Here is a 16,840-nt window from a genome sequence, read left to right on the forward strand (position 1 = left end):
GGTTTCCAGTTGACTCATGCGTGTGCTCGTTTGTTACCTATTCTGCGGAAGGAGTTCCGTATCAGGGTGCTAATCTTCGGATCTTTGCAGAACCTCTGGCACGTAGACTCGCTTTAACGGCAGGAGTCCCTTATACCGCGAATCGAATTGCTCGTAGTGCTGGAGTACAAGTTCTACTAACTCGTTGCCGTCGATGAGTCGGAGGTTACTCTTGCCAAGGGCAAATGACACCGCCTGCTTAGTAAAGGTACCCAGAGTGACGATGAGGCCAAACTCGCCCGGGCCGACGTTGCCGTACAGAGCAGAGGCAACGGGGTTCCCGACGCTTCCCTCGTTGCTCTTGACCTGCACTTTGATGATGGGTGGCTCGAAGCCCAGTTCATCTTTGTGAGCGATGATATCGATACCGCCATCAGGGCCTGGAGGGCTTACACGAGTGCGGTACCCCATGGTGCCCAGTAAATGGGCAACAAAGTCGGCGAAGTCATGGCCCTTCAACTTCTGGGCCAGCTGCTTCAAAATGAAGTCGCGGGTAGTTTGCTCGATTTCATCAGCGACGATCGGAACGGTTTCATCATCAGTGCCTGCCTGTGGTGCTGGAGCACCTTGAGTGGCAGAGATAAACTCCTCTGCGTAGGACTTTACCTGGAATAAGCTCATTGCCGAGCCTATTTCGTAGAGAGCGCCTTGGGAGAAGCGGGTGCCAGGAACGCTTTTTAACCACTTCACCTCGTGAAGGTGAGGGTATCCAGGCTCAATAGCCGGGTCGTATCGGTAGGGACCTATGACTTCACCGATGTGGATTTCGCGATCACGCTTGGAGGGGTAGACGATGAGGTCACCCAGCTTTATTTCATGGACGAAGCGGAGGAGCTGGCCTGCATTATTGGGAATTGCACCAGGCTTTTTCTCTGGGTAGGTTTCTGCGACGCGGGCCTTAAACGCTTCTCGGTTTGGGGGAAGAGAAGTGAGACCACCCACTTTTGACCAGCCGACAGCGACGAACTTTTTCTTAAGAAACAGGGTGTCTGCATCACCGGTTTTTCCTGCATGTATGCCCCAGATAGTGACGTCGCCCATAAATGAATGGCTCTGCTACAGATAAAGATTATCGAAAGTGAATCGCTTTACGGTTGGGAGCTGTGGCTTGAGAATACGCCTCGAACCCCCACTGTTGTAACAGTCATGATGGAAAATGGGCTAGGAGGTATTGTCGGTGGGCGAGTAGAGAGGGTACGCGCAAAACTCGCACCACTGGTGCGAGAGCGTATTGGCGCTAACTAATCGTCGGTAGTGTCAACTTCCCCATCCTCCATTTCCTCAATAGCAGTGCTTAGTTCTAGATCAAATTGTTCCACCGTAGGCAAGCTGCTTTGGATATCTGGCGGAAGTTGTCCCTGAGTTTGAAAGGTTGAAACTCCGATCGGCTGCTGGGTCCCCTGGAGTGCATATTCCACGATGGTTTTGTCTTTGCTTCGACAGAGAATAATGCCGATCGTGGGGGCATCACGTTCGGTGCGCATGAGGTTATCGACCGCAGCAACGTAAAAGCTCATCTGGCCTGAGTGCTGCGGTTCAAACTCGCCCATTTTGAGATCCAGCACCACATAGCAGTGGAGCTTTACATGGTAGAAGAGGAGATCGAGGCGATACTCTTTATCACTCACCACGAGGGGATACTGACTGCCTAGGAAGGCAAAGCCCATACCGAGTTCGAGAAGAAAATCGCGGATGTGATCAACGAGCCCACGCTCAAGTTCTCGCTCTTGTGCGTCTTTGCCGAGGGTGAGGAAATCAAAGTTGTACGGGTCTTTGAGGAGCTGCTGTGCGAGGTCAGACTGAGGAGCAGGGAGTGCTCGCTCGAAATTGGTGACAGCACTACCTGTTCGTTCAAAGAGGCCGCTTTCGATCTGCATCTCAAGGATGTTTCTGCTCCAGCCGTTTTCAACGGTTTGCTGGACGTACCAGAGCCGTGCCTCTGGATTTTTTACCTTCTCTAGGATGCGTATGTTGTGGCTCCACGGAATTTGGCCAACAGCCTGTTGGCCAATTTGCTCCTCGGTGTAGGCCTCGGCAAATACCCGCATTGATTTAAGGTTTGATCGAGAGAATCCTTTTATGTCGGGAAACTCGCGTTTCAAGTCCCGAGCTAAATGGTCAATGACCTTACTGCCCCAGCTTGCCTGCTTCTGCTTGGCTATAATCTCTTGCCCAATATGCCAATAGAGAAGGATGAGTTCTTGGTTTACAGCGAGGGCTGCCTTGACCTGCGCTGTACGAATGCGCCGCTTTAATCCATCAAGAAAAGCAGCGTAGTTGCTATCTAACGAGAGGGGGGACTCTTTCGGCATGAAGAAGACTATAGCAGGAGACTAGGCTCCATACTGCCTGCGCAAAACGGATCCAATAAGACCACAGCATTATTTAGGATCCAACTCTCCTATCTATAATTTTTTCATTACATAATCCCTTTTTATGTCATACAATGAGCGCTGACTAATACACGTGATCTAAGCACCTTAGTGGATCCATTTTGAGTAACCTCATTCGGCCCCCAAGTAGTAGTTCGTCTGTACTTCCAGGCAGTGAGTTTTTCTTGCCAGCAATCTTGGGTCGAGCTGGTGAGCGAACCACTTACCGTTACCTTGAGTTTTTCACGGCTGGGATCCGAAACCCGAACACCCGACTTGCGTACTACCGAGCCCTCACCCGTTTCTTTGACTGGCTTGAGGAGTGTTGTCCCGGACTCGAACTCCACCAGGTGAATTCGATCGTCGTTGCGCAGTACGTGGAGATTCATCCAGGGTCTGCGCAAACGAGAAATCAGCATCTCTCTGCCATTCGCTCGCTCTTCCGGTGGCTAGTTATCGGTGGCGTGATACATGAGAACCCAGCAGCCGAGGTACGTGGGGTGAAGCATCGCGTGAAGCGCGGTAAGACACCGGTGCTCAGCGATGATGAGATGAAGGTACTCCTCGCAAGTATCGACACTGACCACGTTGTGGGCCTACGCGATCGCGCACTAATTGCGGCGATGTTTTTTAGCTTTGCCCGCATCGGCGCTGTGCTTGGAATGAACGTTGGTGACTATTTCTCAAAAGGCAAACGGTACTGGTTCCGGCTTCACGAAAAAGGTGGCAAGTATCATGAAGTGCCGGTTCACCATACCGCTGAAGAGTACCTCGACCTCTATATGGATGAGGCACATCTCCGGGAAGAGAAAACTACTCCCCTCTTCCAAACGGCACCTCGTCGCTCTCGCACACTCACTGGTGTTCGGTTACAGCGCCAGGAAGCTTGGGCAATGGTAAAACGCCGCGCGCTGGCAGCCGGAGTCAGCACCGATGCGTGTAATCACACGTTTCGTGCAAGTGGAATTACCAATTTCCTGCGCAATGGTGGTAGCCGCGATAATGCACAGAAGATCGCGGCGCATGAGGATATTCGGACGACTGCTCTGTATGATCGTCGGGAGGATGCAATCTCGCTTGATGAGATTGAAAGAATTCACCTTTAATGAACGGATTTTAAGATCATCATTGAAGATGATACTGATGGAAAATTGCCGTTTCGATACAAACTGTGCTTCCGACAGGCCAGGATGTAAATTATCTAATAACCACTCCCAGGAGCAGTAAGTGGATAGCAAGCAGCTAGTTGAGCTTTCCTATGATATTCAGACGGGGCTTGGACGACTTGATGTCCCTGATTTTGACCAGATGCGCATTATGGGAATGGCAGCAACCCTTGCTGTTCATATCCGTGGATTGGGCGAAATTAATTATGAAATACTCAGAAAGGTGAGTGACCACTACTTCAATATTCCATCTTCAGCTCTTAAGGAAGTAGTGAATATACTTGGTGAAGTAGAGTACATTCAGATAACTAAGGTTGGAAAAACTATTTCGTCAATCATTCCTGACGTCCCACGTTTTCAAGATGTCTATGCAGGCGTGGGAAGCTATTTCTCGTTTTCCGAGCTGAACGAACATGAGCAAGGAACTCTATTAATTCTATCAGAACTTCAAAATAAGCCTGAAAATCTAGATAAGATAAAAAACTCAATGAATTTTGAGAACAAATTGCTGGAACGATGCCTCGATATAGGAGCTGATGGAAACTATATTAAATCGTTCAGAGCCCGAGGAAAAAATATTCTAGCAAGTCCTTTCTATTTCGCAGATAACTTAGAGTCTTTGGTTGATGTAGCTGCAAAAAGTGGCGCTACTGATATACAAAAAGTAATTGAAGTCGTAAAAAGTAACCAAGGCTGGCCTCTCTCACTTATAGAGCAATCTCTTGAGATTGGGGGAACAAAGTTGACCGAGATCCAGAAAAGTCTTCTTGTCCATCTCTGCCAAGAGAGCGTTTTAAAGCCACCATCTCTTAAGTTTGGTGATAATCAGGAGACATTCGTTTTCACTCCATCACCAGGCAACGCTCGATTGAATTTGGCAAATCGAGAGATATACGAGCGGGCAATGGCTTTGATTGCGTGTGTGAGAAAGGGGCAATTGCTGCCGAAGGCGTTTAGAATAAGGATGCCTGTTAAATTGCTTCAGTCTTTAAGGGAGAAGGGTTATCTCAGAAATAATTCAGAAGCGGGTATCCAATACAGAGAACTGGTTTTCTTGAAAGTTGGAAAACTAAAGCAGCTTGGTTCCGATAGGTGGGAATTTCATCTTGTTAGGACAGAAGAGAATGAAAAGGCTTTAACGCTTGCCATCGATCTTCTCCGGACTGGAGAGCTGGCTAATCTAGAGGTTGATCAAGATGCACGTTTAGCTCTTTCAAAAGACGATGAATATATCCAATCAGTTCTTTCTGCGGCAGAGTTGAAACAGCGAAGAAAGAGTAAGTTAAACGAAGAGGCAGCTGAGCAGTTTGATCAGATGATTCTGGGATTCGATTAGGTGTAACTATGGGTAGTCTTGATAAGGATCTTTTTCAAAAACAGAGCGCAATACGCTTTTGTCTTCTGACGCAGCATCTGCCTTTCTTAGAAGTTGTTGTAAAGAACCACAGGGAGTTGTCCGATATCTCTACGGTCATCACTGATATAGATGTTCTCGGAATCTCTGTCGATGCAAATGGTACCAAAAGAAGGATTATATTTGATTGCAAGACCTTAAAAGGTGTGAGTCCAATTAATCGATCTTTTTGGGCAGCTGGATTGATGAAATATGTGTCTTGTGATGATGCATATGTGATACTTAAGAAACGCTCGACCGAAGCACACCGTCTTTCTGCAAAACGAGTAAATGTCCATCTTTTTGATGAAACGCAGTTTTCAAACTATGCTGAGTCACACTCATTAAATTTCAAGATTGATTATTGCTACTCAACAAATATTGAAAATTGGATTGCTTATTATCAGGTTTTTTCAAAGAATAGTTTCTTTGAAAAGCTAGGACAGTTTCTCAATAGCGAAGTTTCATTAGAGATGGATGCAACCAGAGGAATTAGAAGACTTCTGGTCGCTCTACAAAAAGGTAAAGGAGAACTTAATCCAGACAAACCAGAGCACCTAGCTATATTTCAACATGCGGTAATGGTTTTCTCTTTCTTTATAGCGCAAGTAATTCAAGACTTGAAGAATATTGTTGATTATGATTCGAATCAAAACGATTTTGAAAAACTCTTGAAATACTACATTTGGGGAGGGAAGGAATCTTTTAACCAAAAGCAAGAAATGAGAAAACTCTTTGCTGACATCAATCAAGATTCTTCCTTTCCTGATTTGGAAATATCGGAGTGGCCACTTTTTCTAGAGTTAGTCAGAAAGCTGTTAGACTCTCCGACAGATATATTTAAGTGCTGCTTTCCTATCCGAGAAATATCCTTCCGCAATCTGGCTTCTAAGGATCCCAAGAAAGATATTTATCTAGCAAAATCAATAGCAGAAAATACTAGAATACGTCAGTTTTTGACATCGCAAGCGAGATATTTAGTAAGAGCAACAAAACTGCCAACTGAGTTTGAAGAAATGCTCTCGTCTGTTTTTGATGAGCTTAAGCTTGTAAAGCCCAGTTGATTTTAGATGTTATATTTACTAAAAATCAGTTAGCACACACCAGTTGTTGTTTGACTACGGAAAGTGCTCTTATAGAGCATAAAGAATCGTGCTAGGATCATTTGCCATTGAGGCAACTGTAGTAGTGCCTCATTTGGCTTTCCCACATTGGGGATAAAACGACTGATCATTACACCGGCTTTTCGCAAACGCATAAGCTGGTTAACGCAGTGCCCTGTTGAAGGCGGCGCTTTGCTGATGCAAAGCTTCAACAGTAGTTCTGAGGCATTCCTGGTAACCCAATACCGAGGATAAATCTTGTTTGGCCTCGCCTTTTTCATTTACACACCTTGCGCTTCCGTCCCTTCACCTTGCTGCACTCCAGACGGAGGATAGCGAAGATGTGTACCTGGGCATTGGGCACGGCGAGCAAGCTCTGTCTTAGTCATGTGCCGGGCCTCGCGAACGGCTCAGGCGATAGACCGAGTTGTTCGCCTTAAGGAGCCAGAGTAAAGGTGGGTGTCAAAGAGGAGCCTGGACACTCGGCTCGCGGTTATTCCGCTACCTAAATCGCTTTATATACAGCTTCCTCATTCCACCATTGAAGGGGATGGTATAAGCTACACATCTCGCACTGTGGTGCGAGTTCTGCTTGAACTTCAAAGACAGTCCATCTCATTTCCCGCAGCCGAGACTCTCCTTGTTTAGTGTTTCAGCGATTGGGTAAAGCGGGCTATTAGATAGCAAGTATGCAGTGTCTTGAAGAGCATGGACTGACTAAACATTCAAACTAAAAAGCTTGGTTAGACGATTTTTGCTGGCTGTTTCGCTTTTCTATGGAGCGGCAGTATAAGGAGATTTATCCAGTAGTGCGTATCAAAAGCCGCAAGCCTGCTTTGGACTAGGGCGAGCACTAGAATGATTAGGTAGTGATGCACCTGATACAAAATCCACCTCACAAGCGGGCTTCTTCTCGGCCTAGCCAGCTCTCCAGCACCTAGCGAAATAGTGGAACGATAACGCTACCTAATGTTGCGTTGTTGAGGCTACCTACACGGACTACAAGACTATGGCCAATAGTCTATGAATCGGAAACACAGAGGAAGCCTGCCTAGACTAGAAGCTGGAATATTTGTTTTTTGGAGAGGGTACTATCAGAAGCGAGTGACGATGAGGTTTACGAAGAGGCAAAGTATGCCAAAGCTTTCCTGCTGTGATCGGTGTAAGTACTTTGCTCATAGTCTTTACCTTGTCTGTGCTGAGCACCCTACCGGCGTTGATGGGCACATCTGCGACGACTTTAGCCTTAGGGGTGAGGATGCTCGCGAGATAGATGATCCGCTTGCCTGGTACGACGACGACGAGCAATGGCACCCCGCAGGGGCAAGCTACTATGCTGGTGACCTCTTCTTAGATCCTGTGGAGCGCCTTACGCTTGACCAGCGGCTTCATTTACTTGACACCCATCCTCTCTTTACAGGCCGATGTCACCATTGTGAGAGGCCTCTTAAACAGACCTATCCAACTCCTCGCATCCACTGGGATTGTGAGCACTGTGGATGGGTAGATAACTCCCTATAACGAACGAATGACAGTACTTAGCCATAAGTAGCGAAGCTGGCGATTTAGGCCTATTTAGTACTTTTGTGCTGATGAGTGGTCGCGGCGCGGGGTGACTAAACCAGGACTTAGAGTTGTTTCACTAGGTGTCTCCTCTTGCAACTGACTCATAGTTCCGCCACCAGTCGTTCCAGATTCTGACGAACAGTTATCGTCTCTGGATGGGCCTCGCCCAAGAACTGCTTCATCATCGCTGAAGCTTCTAGGTAAAGGAGTTCGGCCTCCTTATAACGCCCTTGGGATTCGTAAAGCAAAGCCAGGTTATTGAGGCTTCGGGCGATAGCGGGATGGGCCTCGCTCAAGGACTGCTTCATCAGCAGGAGCTGACATAGCTGAGTGTAGTGTCGGACAAATTTTGGGACGTTTCACGAAAGAGCTGTCGAGAGCGGTTGTGATGCTGCTCTGCGGCGCGGGGCAGCTACTCCACAGGCGACCAGAGGGCTAGAACCGAGACAGAAAGGGGATAGCGCGAGCTTTAGTAGACGAGCTCGGCTCAACGAGATTTCGATGACTTGCAAGTATGGTCTCCCGCTTCATGACCATAGGTGTCGTTGAACCGCTTGAAGTGGTCTACATCGACCATAATGACGCCAATGGGTTGCTGGTGCCGCTGAGCCCGCTGCTTTTTCATGCCCCATCAATACACTGTCATCATCGCTTTAGTTGCGAACTGCTAAAGCGTGTATCGAAGCATGAAGACATTGGCTTGATTTGTTCTCACCCTTAGCAGATGGCCCATCCTAAATCATGCCCTGCTCTTTTCACCTCTAACTTAGAAGGTATACAGGTGCATCCTGAGGAGTACCATGGCTCTACCGTTCCCGCCAGAATCTTCTAGGCCTGGGATTGGGTCTTCTGCTGAGGATAAAAACCGTAGGATTCAAGACACCTCTGCGCAGAACGAGCAGGCAAATGACCTGGATCAGAGCCTCCGGGACCGGCAGCTGCGGGCCTTCTTTGAAGGGGCACTTGATGCCATGGTGGTCTGCGACGATGAGGGGCATTACCTGGATGTGAATGTCGCTGCTTGTGAGCTGCTGGGGCTTCCCCGGGAGGAGTTGCTGGGCCAAAAGGTCAGCCGGTTCGTGCGGGCTACAGAATACACCGATGTCTGGCATCAGTTTCTAGACGATGAGCGCTTGACGGGAGAAATCGAGCTGCTGCGGGCCGATGGCACGGTGCGGGAGGTCGAGTTCGCTGCCACGGCCAATTTTTTGCCCCATCGCCACCTGTCGGTGATGCGCGATGTCACCCGGCGCAAGCAGCTGGAGCGCTCGTTACACCAGCTCAACCAGGAGCTGGAACACCGGGTGGCGGAACGCACCGCCGCCCTGCAGCAGAGTAATGCACAGCTGCAGGCCGAGATTCAACAGCACCACCAGACGGAACAGCGTCTGAGAGAGTCTCGGGCCATGCTGGAAGTGGTTCTGGATAACGCCATTGCCTGTATCGGCTGCTTCAGAGTGTTTGCCAATGGCGATTGGGTCTATGACTATTGCTCGGCGGGCAGCCTGGACTTATTTGGCTTCTCTGCCGAAGCCGTCATGGCGGATCAACACCTGTGGATGAATGGAGTAGAGCCAGAGGACCTCGAAGCCCTGGTACCCCGGCTCTATGAGAGCGTCTATGCTGAGCACAATACCGAGGAAGAATACCGATTTCACCACTGGGATGGCAGTCTGCGGTGGATCTGGGCCCGGTACGCCAGCCGCTACGATACCGAAGCCCAGTGCTGGAGGGTCACCTGCGTCCATACGGATATTAGCGAGCGCAAGCGCAGCGAATCTCAGCTCCGCACCAGCCAGCAACGGCTCTATGAGGCCCTGGAATCGGCCCAGATCGGTATCTGGTACTGGGATCTCACCAGCAACATCATCCACTGGTCTGACACCAACTACCGGCTCACAGGCTACGAGCCCAGCAGCGACGATAAACCCTTTGATGTATGGAGACAGGCCACTCATCCAGAGGACTGGCCCCGGGTGAACGGACAGATTCAGCAGGCTTTAAGTTCCCAGGACGACATGCAGATAGACTATCGGGTGCGGCTGCCCGATGGCAGCGTTCGCTGGCTGCGCAGTCAGGGCCAGATGATTCTGGATGACAACGGCGAACTCTATGCCATCGCCGGTATCCAGATGGATATGACGGAAGCGCAGCAGAACAAAGCTGCACTGGTGCAGGCATCCACCCTCCTGAGCCAGGAAATCACCCGGTACCGTGAGCACGAAAACCGGTTTCAACTGGCCCTGGAAGGCTCCGGGGATGGGCTGTGGGATTGGACTATCGACACAGGCAGGACTCTCTATGACCAGCGCTGGCTCGCCATGCTGGGCTATGGCGTAGGGGAACTGCCCCAGCATGTCAGCACCTGGGAGAACCTGATTCATCCAGACGATAAACCGAGGGCAATGGCAGAGCTGGCGGCCCATCTGCGGAATCAGAACTCTGGTTATCGGTTTGAGTATCGACTGCGCACTAAATCCGGTGACTGGAAATGGGTTGAGACCTATGGCAGAGTAATCGCCCAAGATCCCGAGGGCAACCCCCTGCGGATGGTCGGCACCCATCGCGACATCAGCGATCGCATTCATGCCCAATCTGCCCTGCAAGAAAGTGAAGAGCGGTTTCGAAGTGCCTTCGACCATGCTGGCATCGGTATGGCGCTAGTGGGGCTGGAGGGAGCGTTTCTCCGGGTAAATCGGTCATTCTGCGACATTACTGGCTATTCCGAGGCAGAGCTACTGCTGCTGGACTTTCAAACCATCACCCACGCGGATGATCTGAAGGCCGACCTGGCCCTGATGCGGCGGCTCCTGGCTGACGAGATTCCGTCCTATCAAATGGAGAAGCGCTACCACCACAAGCAGGAGTTTGTCGTGAGGGTTTTGCTGACGGGCTCTCTGGTGAGAGACCAGCACCAGCAGCCTCTCTATTTCATTGCTCAGGTTCAGGACATAACCGACCGCTTTACCGCTGTTGAGGAACTGCGCCATTCGGCCATGCACGATGCCCTTACCGACCTGCCCAACCGCAATCTGCTGATGTCGAGTCTGGAATTTGCCCTCCAGCGGCAGCAGCGGCAGCCCAATTTTCAGTTTGCGGTGCTGTTTTTGGATTTAGACCGCTTCAAGCTGGTGAATGACAGCATGGGGCACCAGGCCGGGGACCAACTGCTGAAAGCCGCCGCTGCAAAAATTCTCCACATCGTTCGCCCGCTGGATATCCCCGCCCGTTTGGGTGGCGATGAGTTCGTAATTCTCCTAGATGGCATTGATGGCCTCTCAGAGGCTACCCAGATTGCAGAACGGTTGCTGGATGCCCTCTGCCTACCTTTTCAGATTCAGGGACGGCAGGTTTACATTACCGTCAGCATTGGGATTGTGCTAGCCTCCGCCCAATATCTCCACCCCTCAGATCTGCTGCGCGATGCTGACATTGCAATGTATCAGGCCAAAGCTCAGGGGAAAAACTGCTATGCCCTGTTCGACCCTGATTTTCATACTCGGGTGGTGCATCGTATGCAGCTTGAGCACGAGCTACGGCAGGCCATTGTCCACGAGCAGTTCACCCTTTACTACCAGCCGGTTGTTAACCTCAGTACTGGCGATATCACCGGGTTCGAAGCCCTAGTGCGGTGGAAACATCCTGAACTGGGGCTGGTTCCTCCCTGTGACTTTATTCCCATCGCTGAGGAAACCGGACTGATTATTGGTCTGAGCCGCTGGATTTTGCGCACCGCCTGTGAGCAACTGCAGGTCTGGCGGCAGCAGTTTCCGGCCCTGAGCCATTTGAGAATAAATGTCAACCTATCGGTTGAGCAGCTTAACCACCAGGGCTTCTTGTCTGAAGTCGAGCAAGTGCTCCACCAGACCGGTCTGGATGGCCAACACCTGACTCTAGAAATTACTGAAACCATGCTGATCAGCAACACCGAGGCCATCATTGAGCTGATTAATCAGCTGCAATCCCTGAATATTCGCGTTGCGATCGATGATTTTGGTACAGGCTACTCTTCCCTTAGCTACCTGCACCGCCTGCCGATCAACTCGCTTAAAGTTGATAAATCCTTTACTCAGCAGATGCACCAGGACCAGATCAATCGCGATATCGTAGTTACTATCCTGACGCTGACGGAGCGGCTAGGGCTGCAGGCAGTAGCCGAAGGGATTGAAACCGCTGACCAACTAGCTTTGCTAAAAGCGATGGGCTGCAAACAGGGGCAGGGCTACTACTTCGCTAGACCTCTGCCAGCCCATGAAATTCCGCCGCTGCTAGCTAGGGGTACCATTTCACCTGAGAGTTAAGGCTCATCAGAGTTGATGCTTATCGTCCCCTTCACTGCATTGGATTCTATTCTTAATGGTTTTTCTACAGCGAACCTGTTTTAGCCTTTTTGCTGGCCGCCTCAGTTGTGGGTTTACGGCAAAGATCTACGATCTACGACTGTTGGTAAAGCGTTGAGAGAAAAATTCAGTCTCAAGGTCTTTGTACACCTGGGGTATTCCGTACACCAGCACTAAAATAACTTGCTCATAGGCCTCATCTGTCGATACCGGAGGGTTAAAGCCATTCAGGCAGTGCGCCCTTTCAGTTAACGATGAACTGATATGTGTCCAAACTTGAGTAGTACACAGCTCGTTTTCGACTATTTTTGGCACTGACATCCTCAATTCTTTCGTTGGATAGCTGCCTGCTGTCTGTCAAAACATGCGGCCGAATAGGTCAAAAGCGCAACCTCGCTACTTTAGGGCCTCTAGCTGTGATGAATAGTTGCTCCTGTGATGAATAGTTGCCTGCGCGCAATGAGTCAATCTGGCTTACCCCACGCCTGTACTCACGAAAGAGCTGCCAAGAGAGGCTTTGATGCTGCTTTGTGGCGCGGGGCAGCTATTCTAGGCAATTCTGTGGCTTGACCAGGGCTAGTCCCAGTCGCTGGAGCTTTAGGAAACAACCACTCCACCGTAATCTTGAGATTTGCATAAGAAGCTTAACCACTTTCGTTGCAGGCACTGTGGACCACCACCCAATTACGTCTTCTGGTCTTAGCCTGATAGAGAGTTCATCAGCGACTTTACCACATCAATACCCTTGCCTCCCTTGGTTAGGAAAGCTCGCCACCCCCAGCTGCGGGTGCTGTCACCTCTGGCTATGCCGAGAACATCTTGCCCCACTGAAAGGGCTAGAGACAGAGATATACCTGCTGCACAAACCCTACCAGCAGGCCGAGTCGGCCTACAAAATCCATCAAGCTCTCACCGGAGGCTAACCATGAGATATTTCTCACCGTACCGCTATGACCTCCCCAGTTCCCATTCCCTCCCCTCGTCTCACCAAAAGGTTTGTCCTCGCTGGGCTGGCGTTGGCGTTTGCCACTGATACCTTGACGCCTTTAGGGTTTGCCCACGCTAACCTGTACCCGCTGATTGTGGCGGCAGCGGGCTTCTCTCGCAGCGATCGCTGGGTGCGAATGGCTGCCGTTGCCAGTCTGGGCTTGACGGTGGCGGGCTTTTTTGTGTCGCCGCCAGCTCCCCCCGATTTTGCCATTGCCTATGTGATTGGCAATCGACTGCTGGCGGCTGTGACGATCGCTATAACCAGCGGCCTCACCCTGGAAGTTTTGCGATACATCAAGCAGGTCGACACCTCTCAGCAAGCGCTTAGCGACGCTTACGACACCCTGAACTTGCAGCGGACCCTGCTGCAAATTGCAGGTGAAATAGGCCGCATTGGGGGCTGGCTGGTGCCCCTCAATAGCCCCACTGTGATCTGGTCGGAAGAGGTGTGTCGCATCCACGAGGTCGAGTCGGGGTTTGCCCCTACCCTGGCCCAGGCGATCGAGTTTTACTCGCCCGAATATCGCGATCGCATTGCCACCGTCGTTACAGCCTGTATCGAGACTGGCTTGCCCTTTGATGAAGAGCTGCAAATTATCACTGCCCGCCAGCGCCGGGTGTGGGTGCGCGCCATTGGTCAGCCCGTGCGCAACGACCAGGGAGTAATCGTGGCGATACAGGGGGCCTTCCAAGACATTACGGCCCAAAAGCAGGCCGAAGAATCCTTAGAGCGTAGCGAGCAACGATTTCGTCAGCTGACCGACGCCATGCCCCTGCTCGTTTGGACTGCCGAACCCGACGGCACTATTGACTACACCTGCTACGCTCTGCGGGTCTACACCGGCATCTATGAACCCGAACCCCATCCCGGTCAAACCTGGCCGATGCTGCTGCATCCCGACGATCGTGACCCTTGCCTGGCCGCGTGGACCGCAGCGTTGCAAAGCTCCATGCCCTACCGTTTTGAGTTGCGTCTGCGGCGCTACGACAGGGACTACCGCTGGCACCAGGTGCAGGCTGTCCCTGTTCGTGATCAAGACGGCACTATCATCAAGTGGTACGGCACTGCGGTCGAAATTCACGAGCAAAAGCAGCTTGAACATGAAGCTCGCCAGACTGCCGATCGCCTCAACACCACTCTAGAGAGCATCACCGACGCCTTTTTTACCCTCAATCACGAGTGGCGCTTCACCTTTCTCAACCGTCAAGCCGAAGAGCTCTTGCAGCGCCAGCGGTCTGATCTCCTCGGCAAGTATGTCTCGCATGAGTTTCCAGAGGCGGTCGGCAGTGTTTTTCATCAGCAGTTTGAGACGGCTATTAAAGAGGGGCGCTCGGTCGAATTTCGAGAATTTTATTCGCCTCTAAATGCGTGGTTAGATGTACGAGCCTACCCCTCCAGCGAGGGCCTGACCGTGTATTTTCGAGACGTCACCGATCGCCTTGCCTTAGAAGAGCAGCTGCACCAGTCCCAGCGGCTAGAATCTATCGGCCAGCTGACGGGTGGCATTGCCCATGACTTTAACAATCTACTCACCGTCATTCTGGGCAACGCTGAGTTGCTCAGCGAAATGCTGGCCCCCGACCCTCGACTTCAGCCCCTAGCGGAGATGATTGCCAGCGCCGCTCAGCGGGGAGCCAACCTCACCCAGCGGCTACTAGCCTTTGCCCGTCGCCAGGCCCTCGCCCCCGAAGCGGTGGATGTCAACCAGCTGATGACCACCATGGACGGGCTACTGCGCCGCACCCTAGGTGAGCATATCGACATTGAAATGGTACTTGAGGCCGGTCTGTGGCTTGCCTTGGTTGACCCGGTCCAGCTTGAAAGTGCCCTGCTCAACCTCTGCCTCAACGCCCGCGACGCCATGATTCAGGGGGGGCAGCTTACCCTTGAGACCACCAACACCGATCTCACCCAAGTCTATGCCGACCAGCAGGCAGAAGTGGTGCCGGGGCCGTACGTTATGGTGACGGTGTCAGACACAGGGTTGGGCATTACCCCCGAGAATCTGGAGCGGGTGTTTGAACCCTTCTTTACGACCAAAGAAAAGGGCAAGGGCACCGGGTTGGGCCTGAGCATGGTTTACGGATTTATTAAGCAGTCGGGGGGCCACATCAAGATCTACTCTGAGCCGGGTCAGGGTACCACCATCAAAATGTACCTACCCCGATTTTCGGGCGATACCGAGCCTCAGCCCCGTCAGGTAGATAGCTCCGTAGTGGGTGGCTCAGAGCTAATTTTGCTGGTTGAAGACGACGAATTGGTGCGCCGCTATGCCCACGATCAGCTGGTAGATTTGGGCTACCGGGTGCTGGTGGCCACCAATGGTCCCACTGCCCTGATCCTGCTGCGTCAGCGAGACGACATCGACCTGCTATTTACCGACATGGTCATGCCCGGCGGCATGAGCGGACGTGAGCTAGCCTATCTGACCCGGCGATTTAGACCAGAGTTAAAGGTGCTTTATACTTCGGGCTATAGCGAGAATACCATTGTCCATCAGGGCCGATTAGACCCTGGGGTACAGCTGTTGAGTAAACCCTATGGCCGAGTAGAACTCTCGCAAAAAATTCGTGATGCGCTGGCTGCGCCACACTGACTATGACCGTGCCGGCCCTTCCCTGCCTATTTCAGAGCAGCTGCGGTTTCAGATGCTGCGACTGCACTGGAGTGTGGTACAAAAGATGACCCCAGCGATGACACTGGGCTTAATCACTCGTCCAATCTAAATGCATGAATTGCTTAATTTCCAATGCCTTGAAGCCTTCCTACTTCAATGAACTAGTGCCGTCGTTGCACTCTCACCCGTTGGCACTGCCTTTCAAATTACCTGTCCCGCGTAGGCTCCCATGGAGGAAAACCATTCTGGTTGTAAAAGATGAATTTGTCACGTCCTCATGCTCACCCTTGAAGGTAGTCTGTGCGCTCGTCAGATAACTCATTCACAAATTGTAAATATGTACTTTAATAAATAAGAAAAATATCTATCTAAGGTAGAGGGTGAAGCTTCATCATTTAAGTGAAAGTAGGCAGGACAATTGTGATAGGTTTTTTCTTGTCCATCGTCTCTAGGTAAGCCTCTCGAATGTGTGGCGCTCAAACCTTCCATATACTGGTTGTGGATGACATCATTGACAACTTATTTCTGCTGCAAACTGTTTTGGAAGCAGCAGGCTACCAGGTTGACACAGCGGACAACGGCAGAACAGCTCTTGTGAAAGTAGAAGCTTCGCCACCCGATTTGATTTTGATGGATGTGATGATGCCTGAAATGAGTGGATATGAGACAGTTAAAAAGATTCGTCAAAACAAAAACATACCATTTATTCCTATTTTAATGGTGACTGCCCATGAAGATGCTAGTCGCATTCAGGGACTAGCAATGGGTGCAAACGATTTTATTCGTAAACCAGTAGAGATCGATGAGCTTTTAGATAGAGTTGCAAACTTTTTGCGGTTTGGGCAACAGGCCACCTCTTCTTAATGTCTGAGCTTATTACAGCTGGTAATCCACCTTTATCGATTGTTCATGACGCCTCCGCCCTGATTATTCCTTGAGTGTTTGGATGACTGAGTTCAAGAGGCAAATTTTCATCTATGGTGTGGCGAATCTCGACAGGCATTACCCTACTACCCATCCCTTAGTTTTTTCCACCTTCATGCGATCGTATTGGGACGACATGACTAGGCCATCTAGTTCTCTCATCAACGCTTCAGCAGTACTCATGTCTCCGTCATTCGAGGCCTGAATGTAGGCGTCTAGCAGAATGCGAAATTCGTTGATTATCATTTGCCACCCTTCTTGATGCTGCGTCAGATTGATTGCTCCGTTTACGAGATAACACTCGTAGTGATTGAGGAGCTACAACCGAA

General features: G+C 50.8%; 11 protein-coding genes. 6 read left to right on the top strand and 5 right to left on the bottom strand.

Going from position 1 to position 16,840, the window contains the following annotated elements; genetic code table 11:
• Nucleotides 1–69 precede the first annotated feature (69 nt).
• Both H6F75_RS27070 and H6F75_RS27075 read right to left on the bottom strand, forming a co-directional pair.
• A complete protein-coding gene (locus H6F75_RS27070) occupies nucleotides 70–1,080 on the bottom strand; it encodes a restriction endonuclease (RefSeq protein WP_190756404.1) in 1,011 nt (336 codons plus the stop codon).
• A 200-nt stretch (nucleotides 1,081–1,280) separates the two neighbouring features.
• Nucleotides 1,281–2,351, bottom strand: a complete 1,071-nt coding sequence (locus tag H6F75_RS27075) for a PDDEXK nuclease domain-containing protein (RefSeq protein ID WP_190756406.1) — start codon at nucleotides 2,349–2,351, stop codon at nucleotides 1,281–1,283.
• A 257-nt stretch (nucleotides 2,352–2,608) separates the two neighbouring features.
• On the opposite strand from H6F75_RS27075, the gene H6F75_RS27080 reads away from it, so the two are divergent.
• The 3 genes from H6F75_RS27080 (at nucleotide 2,609) to H6F75_RS27090 (ending at nucleotide 6,034) form a co-directional block, all read left to right on the top strand.
• Nucleotides 2,609–3,517, top strand: coding sequence for a tyrosine-type recombinase/integrase (locus tag H6F75_RS27080; protein WP_190756439.1), 909 nt, complete (start codon nucleotides 2,609–2,611; stop codon nucleotides 3,515–3,517).
• Between the two features lie 121 nt (nucleotides 3,518–3,638).
• Nucleotides 3,639–4,913 carry a hypothetical protein gene (locus H6F75_RS27085; RefSeq protein ID WP_190756408.1) on the top strand — a complete coding sequence of 425 codons (1,275 nt, stop codon included), beginning with the start codon at nucleotides 3,639–3,641 and terminating at the stop codon, nucleotides 4,911–4,913.
• Nucleotides 4,914–4,921: 8 nt separating this feature from the next.
• A complete protein-coding gene (locus tag H6F75_RS27090) occupies nucleotides 4,922–6,034 on the top strand; it encodes a hypothetical protein (protein ID WP_190756409.1) in 1,113 nt (370 codons plus the stop codon).
• Nucleotides 6,035–7,740: 1,706 nt separating this feature from the next.
• On the opposite strand, the gene H6F75_RS27095 is transcribed toward H6F75_RS27090, so the two are convergent.
• Nucleotides 7,741–7,947 carry a tetratricopeptide repeat protein gene (locus H6F75_RS27095; RefSeq protein WP_190756411.1) on the bottom strand — a complete coding sequence of 69 codons (207 nt, stop codon included), beginning with the start codon at nucleotides 7,945–7,947 and terminating at the stop codon, nucleotides 7,741–7,743.
• Between the two features lie 179 nt (nucleotides 7,948–8,126).
• Nucleotides 8,127–8,264, bottom strand: a complete 138-nt coding sequence (locus tag H6F75_RS27100) for a diguanylate cyclase (protein ID WP_190756413.1) — start codon at nucleotides 8,262–8,264, stop codon at nucleotides 8,127–8,129.
• A 175-nt stretch (nucleotides 8,265–8,439) separates the two neighbouring features.
• On the opposite strand from H6F75_RS27100, the gene H6F75_RS27105 reads away from it, so the two are divergent.
• From H6F75_RS27105 to H6F75_RS27115, 3 genes are all read left to right on the top strand, one after another.
• On the top strand, nucleotides 8,440–11,940 hold the full coding sequence (locus H6F75_RS27105) for a PAS domain S-box protein (RefSeq protein ID WP_190756415.1): 3,501 nt from the start codon (nucleotides 8,440–8,442) through the stop codon (nucleotides 11,938–11,940).
• Between the two features lie 989 nt (nucleotides 11,941–12,929).
• A complete protein-coding gene (locus tag H6F75_RS27110; RefSeq protein ID WP_190756417.1) occupies nucleotides 12,930–15,566 on the top strand; it encodes a PAS domain S-box protein in 2,637 nt (878 codons plus the stop codon).
• A gap of 519 nt (nucleotides 15,567–16,085) precedes the next feature.
• Nucleotides 16,086–16,451 carry a response regulator gene (locus H6F75_RS27115; protein ID WP_347710719.1) on the top strand — a complete coding sequence of 122 codons (366 nt, stop codon included), beginning with the start codon at nucleotides 16,086–16,088 and terminating at the stop codon, nucleotides 16,449–16,451.
• Nucleotides 16,452–16,589: 138 nt separating this feature from the next.
• On the opposite strand, the gene H6F75_RS27120 is transcribed toward H6F75_RS27115, so the two are convergent.
• A complete protein-coding gene (locus tag H6F75_RS27120; RefSeq protein WP_190756421.1) occupies nucleotides 16,590–16,757 on the bottom strand; it encodes a hypothetical protein in 168 nt (55 codons plus the stop codon).
• Nucleotides 16,758–16,840 lie beyond the last annotated feature (83 nt).

It is taken from the genome of Nodosilinea sp. FACHB-131 (assembly GCF_014695395.1).
Lineage (GTDB): Bacteria > Cyanobacteriota > Cyanobacteriia > Phormidesmidales > Phormidesmidaceae > Nodosilinea.

Coding starts and splice junctions, on each gene's coding strand:
- H6F75_RS27120 (WP_190756421.1), bottom strand. CDS start 16,757: ATGATAATCAACGAATTTCGCATTCTGCTAGACGCCTACATTCAGGCC.
- H6F75_RS27070 (WP_190756404.1), bottom strand. CDS start 1,080: ATGGGCGACGTCACTATCTGGGGCATACATGCAGGAAAAACCGGTGAT.
- H6F75_RS27075 (WP_190756406.1), bottom strand. CDS start 2,351: ATGCCGAAAGAGTCCCCCCTCTCGTTAGATAGCAACTACGCTGCTTTT.
- H6F75_RS27090 (WP_190756409.1), top strand. CDS start 4,922: ATGGGTAGTCTTGATAAGGATCTTTTTCAAAAACAGAGCGCAATACGC.
- H6F75_RS27105 (WP_190756415.1), top strand. CDS start 8,440: ATGGCTCTACCGTTCCCGCCAGAATCTTCTAGGCCTGGGATTGGGTCT.
- H6F75_RS27095 (WP_190756411.1), bottom strand. CDS start 7,947: ATGAAGCAGTCCTTGAGCGAGGCCCATCCCGCTATCGCCCGAAGCCTC.
- H6F75_RS27110 (WP_190756417.1), top strand. CDS start 12,930: ATGACCTCCCCAGTTCCCATTCCCTCCCCTCGTCTCACCAAAAGGTTT.
- H6F75_RS27100 (WP_190756413.1), bottom strand. CDS start 8,264: ATGAAAAAGCAGCGGGCTCAGCGGCACCAGCAACCCATTGGCGTCATT.